Genomic DNA, 18,442 nt, shown 5'->3' with positions numbered 1-18,442 from the left:
CCCGTCCTTTCTGCGAGGTGCCCATGAGCACGACCCCTCCTCCGCCCCACGCCCTCACCGGCTCCCCACCCCCCGTCAAGCCCGGACCCCCGTCCGAGGACGGGGCGTTCGGCTGGCTGCGCGCACTCGGTCCGCGCGGCCGACGCGCGTTCGGCGGCGCGTTCGGCGGTTACGCCCTGGACTCGTACGACTACTTCACGCTGCCACTGACGATGGTGGCGCTGTCCGCGTACTTCGGCCTGAACAGCGGCCAGACCGGTCTGCTGACGACCGTGACCCTGCTCGTCTCGGCGGTCGGCGGCGCCCTCGCGGGTGTGCTGGCGGACCGCATCGGCCGGGTCAGGGCGCTGCTGCTGACGGTGATCACCTACGCGGTGTTCACCGTGGCCTGCGGCTTCGCCCCCAACTACGAGACGCTGCTGGTCTTCCGCGCCCTGCAGGGCCTCGGCTTCGGCGGCGAGTGGGCGGTCGGCGCGATCCTGGTCGCCGAGTACGCCGGCGCCCGGCACCGGGGCCGCACCCTCGGCGCGGTGCAGAGCTCCTGGGCCGTCGGCTGGGCCCTGGCCGTGATCGTCTACACGGCGATCTTCTCCCTGGTCGACGACGACCTGGCCTGGCGCGTGATGTTCTGGACCGGCGCGCTGCCCGCGCTGCTCGTGGTGTGGGTGCGGCGCAGCGTGCAGGACGCGCCGGAGGCGGCCGCCGCCCGGGAGAACAGCGTGCACAAGGGATCGTTCGCGGCGATCTTCCAGCCGGCCCGCGCGGGCTCTCCCGGTCTGCTGCGCACCACCCTGTTCGCGGTCCTGCTCTCCACCGGCGTGCAGGGCGGTTACTACACCCTCGCCACCTGGGTGCCGACCTACCTCAAGACCGAGCGCGGCCTGTCGGTCGTGGGCACCGGCGGCTACCTCACATTCCTCATCTCGGGCGCGTTCCTCGGGTACCTGACGGGCGGTCACCTCACGGACCGGCTGGGCCGCCGGCGCAACATCTGGCTGTTCGCCCTGCTGTCGGCGGTGTGCATCGTGGCGTACACGAACATCCCGAACGGCGCGAACACCCTGGTCCTCGTCCTCGGTTTCCCGCTCGGGTTCTGCATGTCGGCCATCTTCAGCGGCTTCGGCTCCTACCTGAGCGAGCTGTACCCGACGGCCGTGCGCGGCACCGGCCAGGGCTTCACCTACAACACCGGCCGCGCCGTCGGAGCCGTCTTCCCCACCACCGTCGGCTTCCTCGCCGACGGCTGGGGCGTCGGCGGCGCCCTGGTCTTCGGCGCGATCGGCTACGGCCTGGCCGCGCTGGCGCTGCTGGGGCTGCCGGAGACGCGCGGGAAGGAGCTGGAGTGAACGCCGCCGACGACACCGTCCGCACCGCCGTGGACGAGCGCCCTGTGGTGCTCGCCGGCCACCTCGCCGACGACACCGCGCGCGCGTGGAGCCCGCGGACGGCCCGCGCCCGCTTCCGGGAGGGCCTGGCGATGCCCACGGCCGGCGTGGCCGCCGGGTACACCCAGGCCAACCTGGTCTCCGTGCCCGCCGACTGGGCGTACGACATGCTGCTGTTCTGCCAGCGCAATCCGCGCGCGTGTCCGGTCCTCGACGTCACCGACGCCGGTTCCGCCACCACCGTGCTCGCCCCGGACGCCGACCTGCGCACCGACCTGCCGCGCTACCGGGTGTGGGAGCACGGCGAGCTGGTGGACGAGCCGACGGACGTGCGGGCGTACTGGCGGGACGATCTGGTGTCGTTCCTCATCGGCTGCAGCTTCACCTTCGAGTGGGCGCTCGCGACGGCCGGCGTGCCGCTGCGCCACCTGGAGCAGGGCCGGAACGTCCCGATGTACGTGACGACGTGGCAGTGCCGCCCGGCGGGGCGGCTGAGCGGCCCGATGGTGGTGTCGATGCGGCCCGTGCCGCCGGAACACCTCGACGCCGCCATCCGGGAGAGCAGTCTGATGCCCGCCGTGCACGGCGGTCCGGTGCACTGCGGCGACCCGTCCGCGCTGGGCGTCGACGACCTGGACCGTCCCGACTTCGGGGACCGGGTGGACCTCGCACCGGACGACATCCCGGTGTTCTGGGCCTGCGGGGTCACCCCCCAGGCGGCGGTCATGGCCTCCCGGCCGCCGTTCGCCCTCACGCACGCGCCGGGCCGGATGTTCGTGGGCGACGCGCGGGACGAGCAGTTCCGCGTGGTCTGACCGGCACCCGCACGGCGCCCGCCGGCCCTCATCCGCACGAAGGAACGAAGGATTCATGACCTCGATCGATCTGAACGCCGACCTCGGCGAGGGGTTCGGCCACTGGCGGCTCACCGACGACGAGCGGCTCCTGTCGGTGGTGACCAGCGCCAACGTGGCCTGCGGCTTCCACGCCGGGGACGCGCCCACCATGCGCCGGGTGTGCGAACTCGCCGCCGCGCGCGGGGTGCGGATCGGCGCCCAGGTCTCCTACCGCGACCTGGCGGGGTTCGGGCGGCGCGCGATGGACGTGCCGCCCGCCGAACTGGCGGCCGAGGTGGCGTACCAGATCGGCGCCCTCGAGGTGTTCGCCCGCGCGGCGGGGAGCCGGGTGGCGTACGTCAAGCCGCACGGCGCGCTCTACAACCGCGTGGTGCGCGACGAGGAGCAGGCCCGCGCGGTGGTGGACGGGGTGGTTCTCGCCGACCCCGCGCTGCCCGTGCTCGGGCTGCCCGGCTCACGGCTGCTGGAGGTGGCCGGCGAGGCGGGGCTGCCGGCGGTCGAGGAGGCGTTCGCGGACCGCGCGTACACCGACGAGGGCACCTTGGTGCCGCGCGGCGAGGAGGGCGCCCTGGTCACCGATCCGGGGGCCGTTGTGGAACGTTCGGTGGACCTGGCCCGGAGCGGGGAGGTCGTGGCGCTCTCGGGGCGGCGGATCCGGATGAGGGCCCGTTCCCTGTGCCTGCACGGCGACACGCCGGGCGCGGTGGACCTGGCGCGACGGGTGCGGGACGCCCTGGAGGCGTCCGGGGTCCGGGTGGAGGCGTTCGCATGAGGACGCTGCCCGTCGGCGAGGACGCGCTGCTCGTCGAGGTCGCCACGGGCGAGGAGGCACAGGCGCTCCTGGCGGAGCTGCTGCGCCGCCGCGCGGAGGGGGAGCTGACGGCCCGTGAGATCGTCCCGGCGGCGCGTACGGTGCTGCTCGACGGCCTGCCCGATCCTGCCCGCCTGGCCGCCGAACTGACCTCGCGCCCGGTGCCGCCCGCCCCGCCGCGTCCGGCCGGGACGGTCGAGATCCCGGTGCGCTACGACGGCCCGGACCTGGCGGACGTGGCCGCGCACTGGGGCGTCACGCCGGCGGAGGCGGCCCGCCTGCACGCGGACGCCGAGTACCGCGTCGCGTTCTGCGGGTTCGCCCCCGGTTTCGGCTACCTCACCGGTCTGCCCGCCCGCTACGAGGTGCCCCGGCGGTCCGCCCCGCGCACGTCCGTCCCGGCGGGCTCGGTGGCCCTCGCCGGACCGTACACCGGCGTCTACCCGCGCTCCTCCCCCGGCGGCTGGCAGCTCATCGGCACCACCGACCTGGTGCTGTGGGACCACACCCGGGAACCCGCGGCGCTGCTCTCCCCCGGCACGCACGTGCGGTTCGTCCCGGTGACCCCGACGGGGCCGACGGCATGACGGACCGCGCGCTCTCCGTCGTACGGGCGGGGGCCCTGACGACCGTTCAGGACCGCGGCCGCCCCGGCCACGCCCACCTCGGCGTCCCCCGCTCCGGCGCGCTGGACGGCCCGGCCGCCGCGCTCGCCAACCGTCTGGTGGGCAACGGCCCGGACGCGGCCGTCCTGGAGACCACCCTCGACGGCTGCTCCCTGCGGCCCCGCTCCACCGTCACGGTGGCGGTCACCGGGGCGCCCTGCCGGGTCAGGGTGGACGGACGTCCCGCCGCCTGGGGCGCGCCGGTGCGGGTGCGCGCCGGGGCCGTGCTGGACGTCGGGCCGGCGGTCCTCGGCGTCCGCGCCTACGTCGCCGTCTCCGGCGGGGTCGCCGTGGAGCCGGTGCTGGGCAGCCGCTCCACGGACCTGCTGTCCGGTCTCGGTCCGGCGCCGCTGGCGGACGGGACGGTGCTGCCGCTCGGTGCGCCGACGGGCCCCCACGCGCGCGTGGACGTGGCGCCGCAGGCGGCGCCGCCCGCCGAACTCGTCCTGCGCGTGACGCCGGGGCCGCGCGACGACTGGTTCACCGGGGAGGCGCTGCGGCGCTTCCTGTCCGGCACGTTCTTCGTCTCGCCGGCGAGCAATCGCATCGGACTGCGTACGACGGGTCCGGTGCTGGAGCGCGCGCGGTGCGATGAGCTGCCCAGTGAGGGAATGGTTCTGGGGGCGGTCCAGGTACCGCCCGCCGGGACGCCGGTGATTTTTCTTGCCGATCACCCCACGACCGGCGGCTATCCGGTCATCGCCGTGGTGCACGCGGCGGATCTGTCCGCGGCGGCGCAGGCCCGGCCGGGGACGCCGGTGCGGTTCGTCGCCGCGCGGGCACGCCGGGGTCGCTGAGGCGCCTGGGGGCTGCGCCCCCGGGCCCCCCTCGCCGGCCCCGGCGGGCCCCGGACATCACACCGCCGTTTCCTCGGGGCCGATCCTGCTGCGGACCGCCGTCTGGACCTCGGCCTCTTCCGCCGGGTCGGCGGCGAGGCGGCGGAGACGGTCGACCACGCGGGCGTCGCCGGTCTCGGCGTGGCGGGCGGCGATCTCGCGGGTGGTCTCCTCGCAGTCCCAGAGGCATTCGACGGCGAAGCCGGTGGGGAAGGACGGGTCGGTGGCGGCGAGGGCGCGGGCGGCGCGGCCGCGGAGATGGGAGGAGGCGGTCTCGCGGTAGACGTGCCGCAGTACGGGTGCGGCGCAGGCGATGCCGAGGCGCCCGGCGCCGTCGACGAGGGTCCACAGGGTCGTCGCGTCGGGGCCCTCGCCCCGTACGGCCTCGCGGAGTGCGGCGAGGACCAGGTCGCGGTCGCGCGCCCCGCCCCGGCAGGCGAGCACGCGTGCGGCGGCCTCGCCCAGCACGTCGGGCCGGCGGGCCCAGCCGCGCGCCCGGTCGACGGCGGCCGTGCTGCGCATGCGTTCGAAGGCGTCGACGGCGGCGTCCACGACGGCCGTCGAGCCGTCGGCCGCGGCGCCCTCGATCAGGTCGAGGGCACTGGGGTCCCCGGTGTCGGCGAGATAGCGCAACGCCGTGCACCGGGCTCCGTCGGTGCCGTCCTGGGCGGCCCGGACGATCTCCGGCCGGTCCTCGGGGCCCGCCACGGCGGACAGACAGCGGGCGGCCGGCACGTGCAGGGCGGCGCCGCGGTCCAGACCCTGCTGGGCCCAGTCGAACACGGCCTGGACGCTCCAGCCGGGGCGTGGCCCGGCGGGCCGCATCTGCCGTTGCCAGCGGTCGAAGGAGCCGGCCTCCCGGGCGGCCCGTACGCGCGTGGCGACGGCCGGGCGCGGGTCGTCGGCCCACAGGCGCCAGGGACGTGGTTCGAAGGCGTCCCGCACGGTCGCGGCCAGTTCGGCCTCGCCCTGGGGATCGGTGGAGAAGCGCGCGAGCACCGGGCCGGCGAGGGACCGCAGGCCCGCGTCGTCGTCGCGGAGGGCCAGTTCGTCGAGGGCCCAGGCCCAGTTGGTGCCCTGGGCGGCGTACCTGCGCAACAGGTGCAGGGCGTCCCGCCGGCCGTAGGAGGCGAGGTGGCCGAGGACGGCGAGGGCGAGTCCGGTGCGTGACTCGTCGGTGTCGAGGACGTCCTCGGGGGCGAAGAGGTGGGCCTCGACGGCGTCGAGTCCGCCGTGCAGGTCGAGGTAGAGGCGGGCGTAGTAGAGGGAGCGGTTCTCCACCTGCCAGTCGTGGCGCGGGTCGCGCAGCACGCAGTGGTTCAGCGCCGCGAGCGCCTCGGAGCGCGGGGCGGTGAGCGCGTGCAGTGTGCCGTCGCCGCGGCCCCGCTGGAGCAGGCCGAGCAGCGTACCGCTGGGCGCTATGACCGGATCGAACATGGGAAACAGCCTCACATCAAGCGTCGACGCAACCGGGAGTGTGGGTCACCTGGCCGCGTGACAACACGTCGGGGCGCCCGCCGTTTCCTGCTCGTTGTAGACCATCTCTCTCTGCCTCTCGTCGGTGGCCCGTGCGGACCGCGTCACGGCCCGCGCGGTGCGGCAACACCTGCCCAGCCATCGCGTCCGTGAATCACGTCGTCATGATGACCCGGCGGTCACATCTGCCGCGACCGTATTTCGGCGGCCCTGTACCGCCTCCCCCGTTTTCCGTGTCGTCGCTGGTCGGAGCGGAGTCGCTCAGCCCTCGCCGAAGAGCTCGAGCAGTTCCGTGCGGGCGAACATGCGGGCCGTGTCGACGGCCGACGGGGTGCCCGCGGAGGGGTCGGCGCCACCCTCCAGGAGGGCCTTGACGACGTCGGTCTCCCCCTTGAACACCGCTCCCGCGAGTGGCGTCTGGCCGCGGTCGTTGACGCGGTCGGCGTCGGCGCCGCGGGCCAGCAGGGCGCGCACCGCACCGGCGTGGCCGTGGTAGGCGGCGAGCATCACGAGGGAGTCGCCGCGGTCGTTGGTGAGGTCGGCGGGGACGCCCGCGTCGACGTAGGCCACGAGCTCCTCGGTGCGGCCGCGCCGGGCCAGATCGAAGATCTTGGTCGCCAGCTCCACGACCTCGGGGTCGGGGGCTTCACTCATCGCCGGACCGCCTCTCACTGCACGGGGACACATCGGGAACAGGGCGTACGTCTGCACGTGGGCAGCCGTACGGGTGAATCGCCAGGGTACTGGCTCGGGCGGCACATGACCTGACGCGCCCGAGGTAATGCTCAGCGCGGACTCCGCCGGGCATTCGGGGCGGATATCCACCCAGTTGCACCTTTTATCGTATAGACACATGCTGTGATCAGGGAAGGACTCATGGTGACTGTCCCCGCGAACCAGGAGAACTCACATGATCATCTCGATCTCATGCGTGGTGCTGCTCGGCATCGTCGTCTTCATCTTCTTCCGCAAGGACGGACTGAAGCTGTCGCACGCACTGGTGGCGATGCTGTTCGGCTTCTATCTGGCCAGCACGGCCATCGCGCCGAGCATCAAGGCGGGCGGCGAGAGCCTCGCCGGCCTCCTGGGCGGGTTCAAGTTCTGACCCGCCCCACCACGCCCCGCCCGCCCGTACGCACCCTCTGGAGACAGCAGTGGCCCGGCGTCCCCTTCCCCGCGTCCTCAGCAACGGCAGCGCCCAGCTCGCCCGGAGCCGGGAGCTGGCCAGGACGGCGGCCGACAGCGCCACGGACGTCCTCCACCCGCTGATCACCATCACGCGCGGGCTGCGCCGGCTGGCCTCGGCCGGACGGCGCAGGTGGGCCGACACCCCGAAGGAGCGGCGCGGCACGCTGCTCTTCGGCCTGGCGGCGGTGCTGCTGGCCGTGGCGCTCGCGCCGTACGGCCCGCTGCTCGCCGTCGTCGCCCTGATGGCGGCGGCGGCCTGGCACGGACGGGACCGCACGCCCGCGACGCCCGCCGGGCCCGCCCCCGGCCAGTCACAGCGTCTGAAGTCGCTGTACGAGGCCCTGGTGCCGTACTTCTCGGCGAGCGACGACCCCGAGCCGCTGTACGCCCGCGGCGGCGACTGGGGGGAGGTCTTCTCCGAGTACGAGTTCGACGGCGACGGCCGCCTCGCGCACCTGGTGATCGCCTACCCGGCCTACTTCACGGACGCCGAGCCGGAGTCCCGCGCGCGGATCGAGCACCTGCTCGGCGCCAAGTGCGGGCGCGGCCGGGAGTACCACTTCGCGTGGGACGAGGAGGCCAACCAGCTCACCGTCCGCGTCCTCGCCCCGCTGCCCACCGACATCGCCGCACAGCCCTTCGTCACGGCCCCCGGCGAGACGGTGCTCGGCTTCACCGACCCCACGCGCGTGCAGCGGACGCTGCCGCTCACCCACGGCCCGCACGGCGAGGAGCGGACCGACGTCCCGCCGGTCGTGTGGCGCACCGGCGTCCGCTCCACCGAGCCGCACCTGCTCGCGGTCGGCCAGCCGGGCAGCGGCACCTCGACCCTGCTGCGCTCCATCGCCCTCCAGGCGCTGCACCACGGCGACGTGGTGATCGTGGACGGCGGCGGGACCGGCGAGTACGCCTGTCTCACCGGCCGGGACGGCGTGCTCGCCGTCGAGTGCGCCCTGTCGGGGGCGCTGACCAGCCTGGAGTGGGCGGCCCACGAGACCGAGCGCCGGCTGACCGCGGCCAGCAAGGCGCACCAGGCGGGCGACCCGCCGCCGGAGGACACCCGGCGCCCCCTGTGGCTGCTGCTGGACCGGCCGAGCGTCTTCACCCACCTGGCCGCGGCGGAGGACAGCACCGATCCGCAGTCCCTGCTCCAGGCCCCGCTGCGGCACGGCCGCGCGGCGAACGTCACCGTGGTGGTCGCGGAACAGTTCGACGGCCTCGACGCCCTGGCCGGCCCGGTACGGCAGCACACCCGCGCGCGCGTCGTGCTCGGCCCCGCCACGGCCGCCCAGCTCGAGACCGTGCTGGGCGCGCCCCCGCACACCACGCCGGTCGACCAGGTGCCGCCCGGACGCGGCTACGCCCGCCTCGGCACGGGCCCGGTCCACCGCCTCCAGGTCCCGGCGACCCCGGACCCCTACGACGACGCGACCAGCGAGACCCACCGCCAGGCCGTCCTCGACCTGCTCCCGCCCCGCACGACCCCGGCGGACGAGGAGCCGGGTCCGGTGCCGGAGGCGGTGCGGCTGGACAAGGCGGCCACGGAGAAGGTCGCCGCGGCGGCGGCGCTCGCGGCGGACACGGAAGCGTCGGAACCGGCCGCTGCTCCACCGGCCCCGGAGAGCGCGGCAGTGGCGGAATCCTCCTCGTGAGGGCGTTGTCACCCGCCGCCGTCCGCGGGCAGTCGTGCCGCGGACGGCAGCACGGGCGGGCGCCGGGGACACCCCCTCTGAGGAAGGCGCCCCGCCGGTCGGCCTCGCCTCCAGCGCCCTGCCGGACACGGTCGAACGACGAGTGCGGCCCGGCCGCGGCCGGTCGCGCAGTTCCCCGCGCCCCTGAGGGCGTCACCCGCCGGTGACCATGCAACCCGCCGCCGTCCGCGGGCAGTCGTGCCGCGGACGGCAGCACGGGCGGGCGCCGGGGACACCCCCTCTGAGGAAGGCGCCCCGCCGGTCGGCCTCGCCTCCAGCGCCCTGCCGGGCACGGTCGAACGACGGGTGCGGCCCGGCCGCGGCCGCTCACGCAGTTCCCCGCACCCTGAGGGCGTCACCCGCGCCCCCTGAAGGGGTTACGCCACGAATGTGCGCGGGAGCTCCCCGCCCGACGTCCCGCCCGTCTCGACGACACGGGCAGCCGCCGCCAGGCGGACCGCCGCTTCCTCGGCGACCGCGCCGCCCACCGTGAACGGCAGCCGGACATAGCCCTCGAACGCGCCGTCCACCCCGAAGCGCGGTCCGGACGGGACGCGCACGCCCACCCGCTCCCCCGCCTCGGCCAGGCGGGAGCCGGAAAGGCCGCCCGTGCGGACCCACAGGGTGAGGCCGCCGCGGGGGACCTCGAACTCCCAGCCGGGCAGCTCGCGCCGGACCGCGCTCACCAGTTCGTCACGGTTCCGCCGGGCCTGGGCGCGGCGCAGCTCGACCGCCTCCTCCCAGCCGCCCGTGCCGAACAGCCAGTTCACGGCGAGCTGTTCGAGCACCGGTGTGCCGAGGTCGGCGTAGGCGCGGGCGGCGACGAGGCTGCGGATCACGTCGGGGGCGGCGCGCACCCAGCCGATGCGCATGCCGGCCCAGAACGCCTTGCTCGCCGAGCCGACCGTGATGACCGTCGACCCGGCGGGGTCGAACGCGCACACCGGACGCGGCATCTCCACGTCCTCGTCGAACCACAGCTCGCTCATCGTCTCGTCGGCGACGAGCACCGTGCCCGCCGAGCGGGCCGCGTCGACCAGCCGGCGCCGCTGGTCCTCGTCGGCGAGCGCCCCGGTCGGGTTGTGGAAGTCGGCGACGACGTAGGCGATGCGCGGGGCTGCCTCCCGCAGCACCTGGCGCCAGCGGTCCAGGTCCCAGCCGGCCAGCCCCTCGGCCATGGCGACGGGGACGAGCCGCGCGCCGGCCTCGCGCATGAGCTGGAGGATGTTGGCGTAGGAGGGGGACTCCACGGCGATCCGCTCGCCGCGACCGCCGAAGAGGTGACAGATGGCGTCGATGGCGCCCATCGCGCCGGTGGTGACCATGACCTGCTCGGGCATGGTGGCGATGCCCCGCCGGGTGTAGCGGTCGGCGATCATCGCGCGCAGGGCGGGCAGCCCCGCCGGATAGTCGCCGTGGGTGTGCGCGTACGGCGGCAGCTCCTCCAGCGCTCCCTGGACGGCGCGGGTGAGCCACGGCTCGGGGGCGGGCAGCGCGGCGCAGCCCAGGTCGATCATGGAGCCGAGCGCCTCGGGCGGCAGCGGCTCCAGACCGCGCGCCGGGACCGGGTTGCCGGCCGGGACGGCGGTCCAGCTTCCGGCGCCGCGCCGCGACTCGAGGAAGCCCTCGCCGCGCAGCGCCTCGTAGGCGGCGGCCACGGTGGTGCGGCTCACCGACAGGGCGAGGGCGAGTTCCCGCTCGGCGGGCAACCGCGCGGCGACCGCCACGCGCCCTTCCAGCACCAGCAGGCGGATGCCGTCGGCGAGGGCGCGGTAGGCGGGCGGACGCCGACTGCCGGGCCCCGCCGGGCGGTCCTGCTGGGAACCGAGCAGCCGGGCCAGCTGAGCGGCCCCCACCGCGGACGTCCACCGCACCATACAAATCAGTCCACCTTCCCCGGATTGGCCATGGAGGGCATGACCAGTCAGGCTCCAGGGTGGCACGCGTCGGTCCACTTCCACCACAGGGGGCACCTCTTGGCCAGAAACGCGCTCCGCGAGCGCCGTCTCGTGCGGCGGCTGTTCCAGCTCTACGCGGGCCTGGCCCTGTACGGGGCCAGTTCGGCGCTGCTGGTGCGGTCCGGACTCGGCCTGGAGCCGTGGAACGTCCTGCACCAGGGCCTGTCCGAGCGCACCGGACTGTCCATGGGCGTGGTGCTGACCGCCGTGGGCGCGGCGGTCCTGCTGCTGTGGATCCCGCTGCGGCAGCGGCCGGGGCTCGGCACGGTCTCCAACGTGCTGGTGATCGGCGCGGCGATGGACGCGACGCTGGCCGTGGTCCCGGACGCGCACGCCGTCGCCGTACGGGTGGCGCTGATGGCGGTGGGGATCGTGCTGAACGGCGCGGCGACCGGGCTGTACATCGCGGCCCGGTTCGGTCCGGGTCCGCGCGACGGACTGATGACGGGGCTGCACCAGCGCACGGGGGTGTCGGTGCGCCTGGTCCGCACGGCCATCGAGATCACGGTGGTGGTCACCGGCTTCGTGCTGGGCGGCACGGTCGGCGTCGGCACCCTGCTGTACGCGGTGGCCATCGGCCCGCTCGCCCAGCTGTTCCTGCGCGTCTTCGCGGTCCCCGCACCGGGCGAGGGCAGCACCGTCGTCGCGGGGCGGACGCCCCGGCGGGCGATACTGCGGTCGTGACCCCGCGGATACGCCACCCGTACCTCGACCATCCCGGACCGCTCGCCTTCGCCCACCGGGGCGGGGCCGCGGACGGGCTGGAGAACACCGTCCGGCAGTTCCGGAGCGCCGTCGAGGCGGGCTACCGGTACATCGAGACCGATGTCCACGCCACGCGCGACGGCCGCCTCGTCGCCTTCCACGACGCCACCCTGGACCGGGTGACGGACGGAGCGGGCCGGATCGCCGACCTGCCCTGGGCGGAGGTGGCGCGGGCGCGGGTGGCCGGGCAGGAGCCGGTCCCCCTGTTCGAGGAGCTGCTGGAGACCTTCCCCGGCGTCCGCTGGAACGTGGACGTGAAGGCCGAACCGGCGTTGCGCCCCCTGTTGGACCTGATCGAGCGCACCGGGGCCTGGGACCGGATCTGCGTCGGGTCGTTCTCGGAGACGCGCGTGGTGCGCGCCCAGCGGCTGGCCGGGCCGCGTCTCGCCACGTCGTTGGGCACCCGGGGCGTGCTCAGCTTGCGGCTGCGCTCCTGGGGACTGCCGGTCCCGCTGCGCCGGTCGGCGGTCGCCGCCCAGGTGCCGGAGGAGCGGTCGGGTGTCCGCGTGGTCGACGAGCGTTTCGTGCGGGCGGCTCACGCGCGCGGCCTCCAGGTCCACGTGTGGACCGTGAACGAACCGCAACGCATGCACCGGCTCCTGGACCTCGGGGTGGATGGCATCATGACCGATCACATCGGCACACTGCGCGAGGTCATGGAGGACCGCGGCACCTGGGTCTGAGACCCTCGCGCCCCGGTCGTCCCGGCGCGCACACGGGGAAGCGAGGGCACGGGTGGACACCGACACCGTGCGGTCACCGGCGGCGGACGACAGCGCCGGGCGGCGGCGCGAGCAGCGCGGCTGGTACTTCTACGACTGGGCCTGCTCCGTCTACTCCACGAGCGTCGTCACCGTGTTCCTCGGCCCCTACCTGACCTCGGTCGCCGAGGCGGCGGCGGACGCGGACGGGTTCGTGCACCCGCTGGGCATACCCGTGCGGGCGGGCTCCTTCTTCGCGTACGCGGTGTCCCTGTCGGTGATCGTGGCGGTGCTGGTGATGCCGCTGGCGGGGGCCGCGGCCGACCGCACCGGACGCAAGAAGCCGCTGCTCGCGGCGGCCGCCTACACCGGTGCCGCGGCGACCGCCGGGATGTTCTTCCTCGACGGCGACCGGTATCTGCTGGGCGGTCTGCTGCTGGTGGTGGCGAACGCCGCGCAGTCGGTCGCGATGATGCTCTACAACTCCTACCTGCCGCAGATCGCGCCGCCGGAGGAACGGGACGCCGTCTCCTCGCGCGGCTGGGCCTTCGGCTACGCGGCCGGCGCGCTGGTGCTCGTGGCGAACCTCGTCCTCTACACGGGGCACGACAGCTTCGGGGTGTCCGAGAGCATGGCGGTGCGCATCTGCCTGGCATCGGCCGGGCTGTGGTGGGGCGCGTTCGCCGTGATCCCGCTGCGCCGGCTGCGGGACCGCCGCGCCCCCGCCCGGGAGGCGGCCCTGCCCGGATTCCGGCAGCTCGCAGCGACGATCCGCGACATGCGCCGGCACCCGCTGACCCTCGCCTTCCTGCTGGCGTACCTGGTCTACAACGACGGCATCCAGACGGTGATCTCCCAGGCCTCGGTGTACGGCTCGAAGGAGCTGGGACTCGGGCAGTCGACGCTGATCGTGGCCGTGCTGCTGGTCCAGGTGCTGGCGGTGGCGGGCGCGCTGCTGCTGGGCATGCTCGCCCGGCGGTACGGGGCGAAGCGCACCGTCCTCGGTTCGCTGGTCGCCTGGACGCTGACGCTGGCCGCCGGGTACTTCCTGCCGGCCGGCGCGCCCGGGTGGTTCTTCGTGCTGGCCGCCGGGATCGGTCTGGTCCTCGGCGGCAGCCAGGCCCTGTCGCGCTCCCTCTTCTCCCATCTGGTCCCGCCCGGCAAGGAGGCCGAGTACTTCTCGGCGTACGAGATCAGCGACCGGGGGCTGAGCTGGCTCGGGCCGCTGCTGTTCGGTCTGACGTACCAGCTCACGGGCAGCTACCGGGACGCGATCATCTCCCTGGTGGGCTTCTTCGTGCTGGGATTCGTCCTGCTCGCGCGGGTACCCGTACGGCGGGCGATCGCCGACGCGGGCAACCCGGTGCCCCAGCGGATTTAGCGCTCGGCGCGAAAGGGCGGTAGTGTACGCGTTTGGCCTGCCAGGCGTACCGTTACTGCGCGTCAAAGATGCCGAACCGCTGTGTCACATCTGTGACCGGATGTGACAAACCGGGCGTCGGTGGGTACTGCACTGGTTGACAAAGGCTGCGGCCACGACGGTGACACATGACCCGGAACGGGACTCCGAACGGGAATCTTTACCGCCGACCGGACGTTGACCGGATGACGACGACAGCGACACCTGTCCTGTGGGCGACAAGCCCGGGAGGCACGATTCATGAGTGAGCGAGCTCTTCGCGGCACGCGCCTCGTGGTGACCAGCTACGAGACGGACCGCGGCATCGACCTGGCCCCGCGCCAGGCCGTGGAGTACGCATGCGAGAAGGGGCACCGCTTCGAGATGCCCTTCTCGGTCGAGGCGGAGATCCCGCCGGAGTGGGAGTGCAAGGTCTGCGGTGCCCAGGCACTCCTGGTGGACGGTGACGGCCCGGAGGAGAAGAAGGCCAAGCCGGCGCGTACGCATTGGGACATGCTGATGGAGCGGCGCACCCGAGAGGAGCTCGAAGAGGTCCTCGAGGAGCGTCTCGCCGTTCTGCGGTCCGGTGCGATGAACATCGCGGTGCATCCGCGGGACAGCCGCAAGTCGGCCTGATCCCGGCGGGAGTCCGCCCGGACGCACAGCGACAGGACCGAGGGCGCCGTACGTGTACGGCGCCCTCGGTCCTGTCCGCGTGCCCGGACGCGGCCGGGCCGTCCTTACTTCGTCAGCGGGGGCCGCGGGGTGCCCTCGGGGGTGCCTTCGGGCTCGTCCCGGATGACCTCGCCCTGGACCACCTTGCCGTCCGGGCGGTGCACACGGGACTGGGTGAAGGCGTCCCCCAGCGGACTCCGCGCGGCGGCCTCGCGGAGCTTGCGCTCGAAGGTGCGCTCCGCGTACCGGCTCACGGCCTTCTGGACCGGCGGCACCAGCAGGAGCAGCCCCAGCGCGTCGGAGATCAGGCCGGGGAGGACGATCAGCAGGCCGCCCAGCATCGTCAGCCCGTTGCCCTCGCTGTCGGGCCGGGGATCCGGGGACACGGGAGCGCCGGTCTGCTGCTGTTGCACGGCCTCGGTGAGGTTCTTGAAGGCACGGCGGCCCGCCCGCTTGATCACGTACGAGCCCAGGACGATGCCGGCCACCAGGATCAGGAAGACCACCAGGCCGCTCGACGCCCCGGCGACCAGGGTCAGCAGCCAGATCTCCAGCACGAGCCATGCGGCGACGCTCAACGGCAGCAGTGTGCGCAGCCGGGAGCGCCGGGGCCGGGCGGAGTACGGGCTCTGAGCACCAGTCGTCATACCCCCAGTGTGCCTGGGCCGGGCTCAGCACGGGATAAGCGGGGCCCGCCCCGCCGCCCTGCGGCTCTCCTACGGCTCGGAGCGCTCGGCGCCCGGCGTCGTCTCCTTGACCGGGGCGGCCGGGGCGGCCTTGCCGGCCCGGGGCTGGCGGGGCTTGTCGTCGTCGCGTCCGAGGGCCTTGCCGACCCTCTCCCCCACGCCCCAGGCGGTGACCCGCCACAGTGCCTCGACGAGGATGTCCCGGCTCATCTTGGAGTCGCCGAGTTCGCGCTCCACGAAGGTGATGGGCACCTCGACGACGTGGTAGCCGGCCTTCACCGCGCGCCGGGCGAGGTCGACCTGGAAGCAGTACCCCTGGGAGGCGACGTCCTCGAGGCCGAGGCCTTCCAGCGTCTCGCGGCGGAACGCGCGGAACCCGCCGGTGATGTCGCGCAGCGGCAGGTCGAGCGCCATGCGCGAGTAGAGGCTGCCGCCGCGCGAGATGAACTCCCGCGACTTCGGCCAGTTGACCACCCGGCCGCCGGGCACCCAGCGCGAGCCGAGCACCAGGTCGGCGCCCTTGAGGGCGGTGAGCAGCCGGGGCAGTTCCTCGGGCTGGTGGGAGCCGTCGGCGTCCATCTCGATCAGGACGCCGTAGCCGTGCTCCAGGCCCCAGCGGAAGCCCGCGAGGTAGGCGGCGCCGAGGCCCTCCTTGCCCTTGCGGTGCAGCACCTGGACGTGGTCGTCGCCGGCGGCCAGTTCGTCGGCGAGCTCGCCGGTGCCGTCGGGGCTGTTGTCGTCGGCCACGAGGACGTGCGCCTCGGGAGCGGCCTTGCGCACGCGTCCGACGATCGCCTTGATGTTCTCCGCCTCGTTGTACGTGGGGATGATCACCAGGGCCGTACCGAGCGGGCCGAATCTCCGCCCCTGGGATCCTGCCGCGAGGGTCCCGCCGCCGTCGTTCACTGCTGCCCCTTCATGTCCTGTGCGCAGGACCCCACCTTAGTCGGCGCGGCCCGCGGTGACGTGACAGGACGTACATGTGATGGCGTCTTTCCCGGAGATCGGGTAGGCACGCCTTCCCTTGCCGGATGCGCGCGGACGGACAGCGGAGGGGGGCCCGGCGCCCTTCGGGCCGGCCCGGGACCCGCCGGCTGCGGATCGCCCTGGAGCCGTTGTCTACTGAGCGTCCGGGCCCCACCCGGGGTCGCACCTCCCCGGCCGGCGGGAACGTCCCTCGGTCCCACGCCGCGCTGAGCCTGGCTCCCAGTGGCGGTGCCCGGTGCGGCACACCGTCCCTGACCCAGCGGCGCCGGCCCGAGTGGCCGGACGTTCTCCGGTCGGGCGTCCGGTGGTGGACCCGGCCGAACCTACCGGCCCCCCGCGGCCGCCTGTCAACAGCCCTCCTGCCTGCGCGACGCGGGTCACGTGCCTGGTCGGAGGCGAGGATGCGCAGGTCGCGCGACGGCGGCGCGGTGCATGATCGTCAGCGCGCCGCCCGTGCGGATCACTCGCCCGGTCGTACGAAGACCGTGCGGCCGCCGACCACCGTGCGGAGGCAGACGGGCAGGTCACGGCCGGGGGTGAGGTCGGGCAGGCCGGGGGTGCCGGACCTCGGGTCGGTGGACCAGCGGGCCACCCGGTCGTCGGGCGCCTGGACGACGAGTTCGCCGGTGCGCCAGACGGCGTAGTCGGCGGGGGCGCCGGGCACCAGGACGCCCGCGTCGTCCCGTCCGGTCGCCCGCCAGCCGCCGCGGGTGTGCGCGGTGAAGGCGGCACGGACGGAGACGCGGTGCTCGGGGGTGCGGTGGAAGGCCGCCGCCCGGACGGTGCCCCACGGGTCGAGCGGGGTGACCGGACTGTCGGAGCCGAAGGCGAGCGGGACGCCGGCCCGCAGCAGTGCGGCGAACGGGTTGAGCGTGCGGGCGCGCTCGGCGCCGAGGCGCTGGGCGTACATGCCGTCCTCGCCGCCCCACAGGGCGTCGAAGGCGGGCTGGACGGAGGCGGTGAGACCGAGCTCGGCGAAGGCGGCGATCGTCTCCGGCGTGACCATCTCGGCGTGCTCGACGCGGTGCCGGGCGGCGCGCACGCGGGCGAGGCCGAGCTTCTCGGCCGCCGCGCGGACGCCGTCGACGACGGCGGTGACCGCGGCGTCGCCGATGGCGTGGAAGCCCGCCTGGAGGCCCGCCTCGGTGCAGGCGGTCACGTGGGCGGCGACCGCGCGGGCGTCGAGGTGCGCGGTGCCGGTGTGGGCGGCGTCGGCGTACGGCTCGTGCAGGCAGGCGGTGTGCGAGCCGAGGGCGCCGTCGGCGAAGAGGTCGCCCGCCGCGCCGAGCGCGCCCAGCTCGCGGGCCTTGGCGACGTCCTGCTCGGCCCAGTAGCCGACGACGCGGGGGCCCGGCTCCTCGCGGGCGAGGCGCAGCAGGCCGGTGAAGTCGTCCTCGGAGGAGATCTCGGGGCCGCCGCACTCGTGCACCGTGCCGATGCCCAGGGACGCCGCGTGGGCGAGGGCGGCGCGCTGGGCGGCGGTGCGCTGGGCGGGGGTGACGGCGCCCAGCGCGGCGGCGCGCACCGCGTGGTGGTCGTCCCCGGTGAGCGGCCGGTCCTCACGGGTCACGCCGCCCGCCACGAGGTCGAGCAGCGCGGTGGAGACGACGGCGGAGTGCACGTCGATGCGGCTGAGGTAGAGGGGGCGTCCGCCGGTGGCCTCGTCGAGCTCCGCGCGCGTCGGGGGCCGGCCGCCGGGCCAGCGGGAGGCGTCCCAGCCGTGCCCGAGCAGCACCCGGTCGTCCGGGCGGCCGGCGGCGAACTGCCGCACCCGGGCGAGGGCGTCCTCCAGGGAGGCGGCGGCGGACAGGTCCAGGCCGGTGAGGGCGAGGCCGGTGGCGGTGGTGTGGACGTGCGCGTCGGTGAACGCCGGGGTGACCAGCGCCCCGTCGAGGTCGACCACCTCGTCGACACCGTCCGCGAAGGCGTCGGCGGCGCCCTCGGAGCCCACCCAGGCGACCTGCCCGCGCTCGACGACCATCGCCGTGGCGAAGGGGTCGGCGGGGCTGTGCACCTCCCCGCGACGGAGCAGGACGGTGGGCGGCGGGGCGGTACGTTCACTCATGCCCTTAGTCTCGCGCGCCGGGCGTACGGCCCCGCACGCAGGTCCCGCTCGGGGCGGCGCCCCCTCCCGGCGCCCCGCGGCGTACGGCCGGCCCGCTCGCGACACGCCGTGCCCGCGGCAGGCCGACGGCGGCTCGAGCCGCCCGTGCGGCGGCCGCGCCCGAACGGCGCCCCACCGGGCCCACGGCCGCGTGGGCCGACGGCCGCACGGGGCACGGCGAAGCCGGCCCGGCCGACCGCCCGGACCCGCGCGCCCCCGGGCCGTCGCACGCTCAGGGCCGACACGCCCCGGCCGGCA

General features: G+C 74.9%; 17 protein-coding genes. 11 read left to right on the top strand and 6 right to left on the bottom strand.

Annotation, left to right across the window (positions count from 1 at the left end; genetic code table 11):
• Positions 1-23 precede the first annotated feature (23 nt).
• Genes C1708_RS27400 through C1708_RS27380 form a run of 5 tightly spaced genes read left to right on the top strand, consistent with a single transcriptional unit; the run spans position 24 to position 4,515 of the window.
• Positions 24-1,346: an MFS transporter gene (locus C1708_RS27400; protein WP_106415192.1), complete on the top strand. Its 1,323-nt coding sequence runs from the start codon at positions 24-26 to the stop codon at positions 1,344-1,346.
• Between the two features lie 29 nt (positions 1,347-1,375).
• On the top strand, positions 1,376-2,200 hold the full coding sequence (locus C1708_RS27395; protein ID WP_106416506.1) for a putative hydro-lyase: 825 nt from the start codon (positions 1,376-1,378) through the stop codon (positions 2,198-2,200).
• A gap of 55 nt (positions 2,201-2,255) precedes the next feature.
• On the top strand, positions 2,256-3,014 hold the full coding sequence (locus C1708_RS27390) for a LamB/YcsF family protein (RefSeq protein ID WP_106415191.1): 759 nt from the start codon (positions 2,256-2,258) through the stop codon (positions 3,012-3,014).
• On the top strand, positions 3,011-3,640 hold the full coding sequence (pxpB, locus tag C1708_RS27385) for a 5-oxoprolinase subunit PxpB (protein ID WP_106415190.1): 630 nt from the start codon (positions 3,011-3,013) through the stop codon (positions 3,638-3,640). Before C1708_RS27390 ends, pxpB begins: the two co-directional genes overlap by 4 nt.
• Positions 3,637-4,515 carry a 5-oxoprolinase subunit C family protein gene (locus C1708_RS27380; RefSeq protein WP_106415189.1) on the top strand — a complete coding sequence of 293 codons (879 nt, stop codon included), beginning with the start codon at positions 3,637-3,639 and terminating at the stop codon, positions 4,513-4,515. The genes pxpB and C1708_RS27380 overlap by 4 nt, the downstream gene beginning before the upstream one ends.
• 57 nt (positions 4,516-4,572) lie before the next feature.
• Here the strand turns inward: C1708_RS27380 and C1708_RS27375 are convergent, their stop codons facing one another.
• Positions 4,573-5,991, bottom strand: a complete 1,419-nt coding sequence (locus tag C1708_RS27375; RefSeq protein ID WP_106415188.1) for a HEAT repeat domain-containing protein — start codon at positions 5,989-5,991, stop codon at positions 4,573-4,575.
• Between the two features lie 300 nt (positions 5,992-6,291).
• Complete coding sequence (locus tag C1708_RS27370; protein WP_106415187.1) at positions 6,292-6,684, bottom strand: ankyrin repeat domain-containing protein; 393 nt, start codon at positions 6,682-6,684, stop codon at positions 6,292-6,294.
• A gap of 256 nt (positions 6,685-6,940) precedes the next feature.
• Here C1708_RS27370 and C1708_RS27365 point away from each other — a divergent pair, with 256 nt between their 5' ends.
• On the top strand, positions 6,941-7,135 hold the full coding sequence (locus C1708_RS27365) for a hypothetical protein (protein WP_006136669.1): 195 nt from the start codon (positions 6,941-6,943) through the stop codon (positions 7,133-7,135).
• Positions 7,136-7,184: 49 nt separating this feature from the next.
• Complete coding sequence (locus C1708_RS27360) at positions 7,185-8,870, top strand: P-loop NTPase family protein (RefSeq protein WP_106415186.1); 1,686 nt, start codon at positions 7,185-7,187, stop codon at positions 8,868-8,870.
• Positions 8,871-9,286: 416 nt separating this feature from the next.
• Here the strand turns inward: C1708_RS27360 and C1708_RS27355 are convergent, their stop codons facing one another.
• Positions 9,287-10,786 carry an SCO1417 family PLP biosynthesis transcription factor gene (locus C1708_RS27355; RefSeq protein ID WP_106415185.1) on the bottom strand — a complete coding sequence of 500 codons (1,500 nt, stop codon included), beginning with the start codon at positions 10,784-10,786 and terminating at the stop codon, positions 9,287-9,289.
• 99 nt (positions 10,787-10,885) lie between these two features.
• On the opposite strand from C1708_RS27355, the gene yczE reads away from it, so the two are divergent.
• The 4 genes from yczE (at position 10,886) to C1708_RS27335 (ending at position 14,368) form a co-directional block, all read left to right on the top strand.
• A complete protein-coding gene (gene yczE, locus C1708_RS27350) occupies positions 10,886-11,551 on the top strand; it encodes a membrane protein YczE (protein ID WP_106415184.1) in 666 nt (221 codons plus the stop codon).
• Entirely contained in the window at positions 11,548-12,315 is a 768-nt protein-coding gene (locus C1708_RS27345; RefSeq protein WP_106415183.1) for a glycerophosphodiester phosphodiesterase family protein, read from the top strand. The genes yczE and C1708_RS27345 overlap by 4 nt, the downstream gene beginning before the upstream one ends.
• A 52-nt stretch (positions 12,316-12,367) precedes the next feature.
• Positions 12,368-13,714 carry an MFS transporter gene (locus C1708_RS27340; RefSeq protein ID WP_106415182.1) on the top strand — a complete coding sequence of 449 codons (1,347 nt, stop codon included), beginning with the start codon at positions 12,368-12,370 and terminating at the stop codon, positions 13,712-13,714.
• A gap of 279 nt (positions 13,715-13,993) precedes the next feature.
• A complete protein-coding gene (locus C1708_RS27335; protein ID WP_003977404.1) occupies positions 13,994-14,368 on the top strand; it encodes an RNA polymerase-binding protein RbpA in 375 nt (124 codons plus the stop codon).
• A 104-nt stretch (positions 14,369-14,472) separates the two neighbouring features.
• On the opposite strand, the gene fxsA is transcribed toward C1708_RS27335, so the two are convergent.
• From fxsA to C1708_RS27320, 3 genes are all read right to left on the bottom strand, one after another.
• Positions 14,473-15,054: an FxsA family membrane protein gene (gene fxsA, locus C1708_RS27330; protein ID WP_106415181.1), complete on the bottom strand. Its 582-nt coding sequence runs from the start codon at positions 15,052-15,054 to the stop codon at positions 14,473-14,475.
• 69 nt (positions 15,055-15,123) lie between these two features.
• Positions 15,124-15,999 carry a polyprenol monophosphomannose synthase gene (locus tag C1708_RS27325; RefSeq protein WP_106415180.1) on the bottom strand — a complete coding sequence of 292 codons (876 nt, stop codon included), beginning with the start codon at positions 15,997-15,999 and terminating at the stop codon, positions 15,124-15,126.
• A gap of 541 nt (positions 16,000-16,540) precedes the next feature.
• The gene (locus tag C1708_RS27320) at positions 16,541-18,145 is read right to left on the bottom strand and encodes an amidohydrolase (protein ID WP_106415179.1); all 1,605 of its coding nucleotides are present in this window, start codon (positions 18,143-18,145) and stop codon (positions 16,541-16,543) included.
• Positions 18,146-18,442: the final 297 nt, after the last annotated feature.

The organism is Streptomyces sp. DH-12 (genome assembly GCF_002899455.1).
In the GTDB taxonomy this organism is placed as follows: domain Bacteria; phylum Actinomycetota; class Actinomycetes; order Streptomycetales; family Streptomycetaceae; genus Streptomyces.
This window is presented reverse-complemented; position numbering and strand designations above follow the sequence as displayed.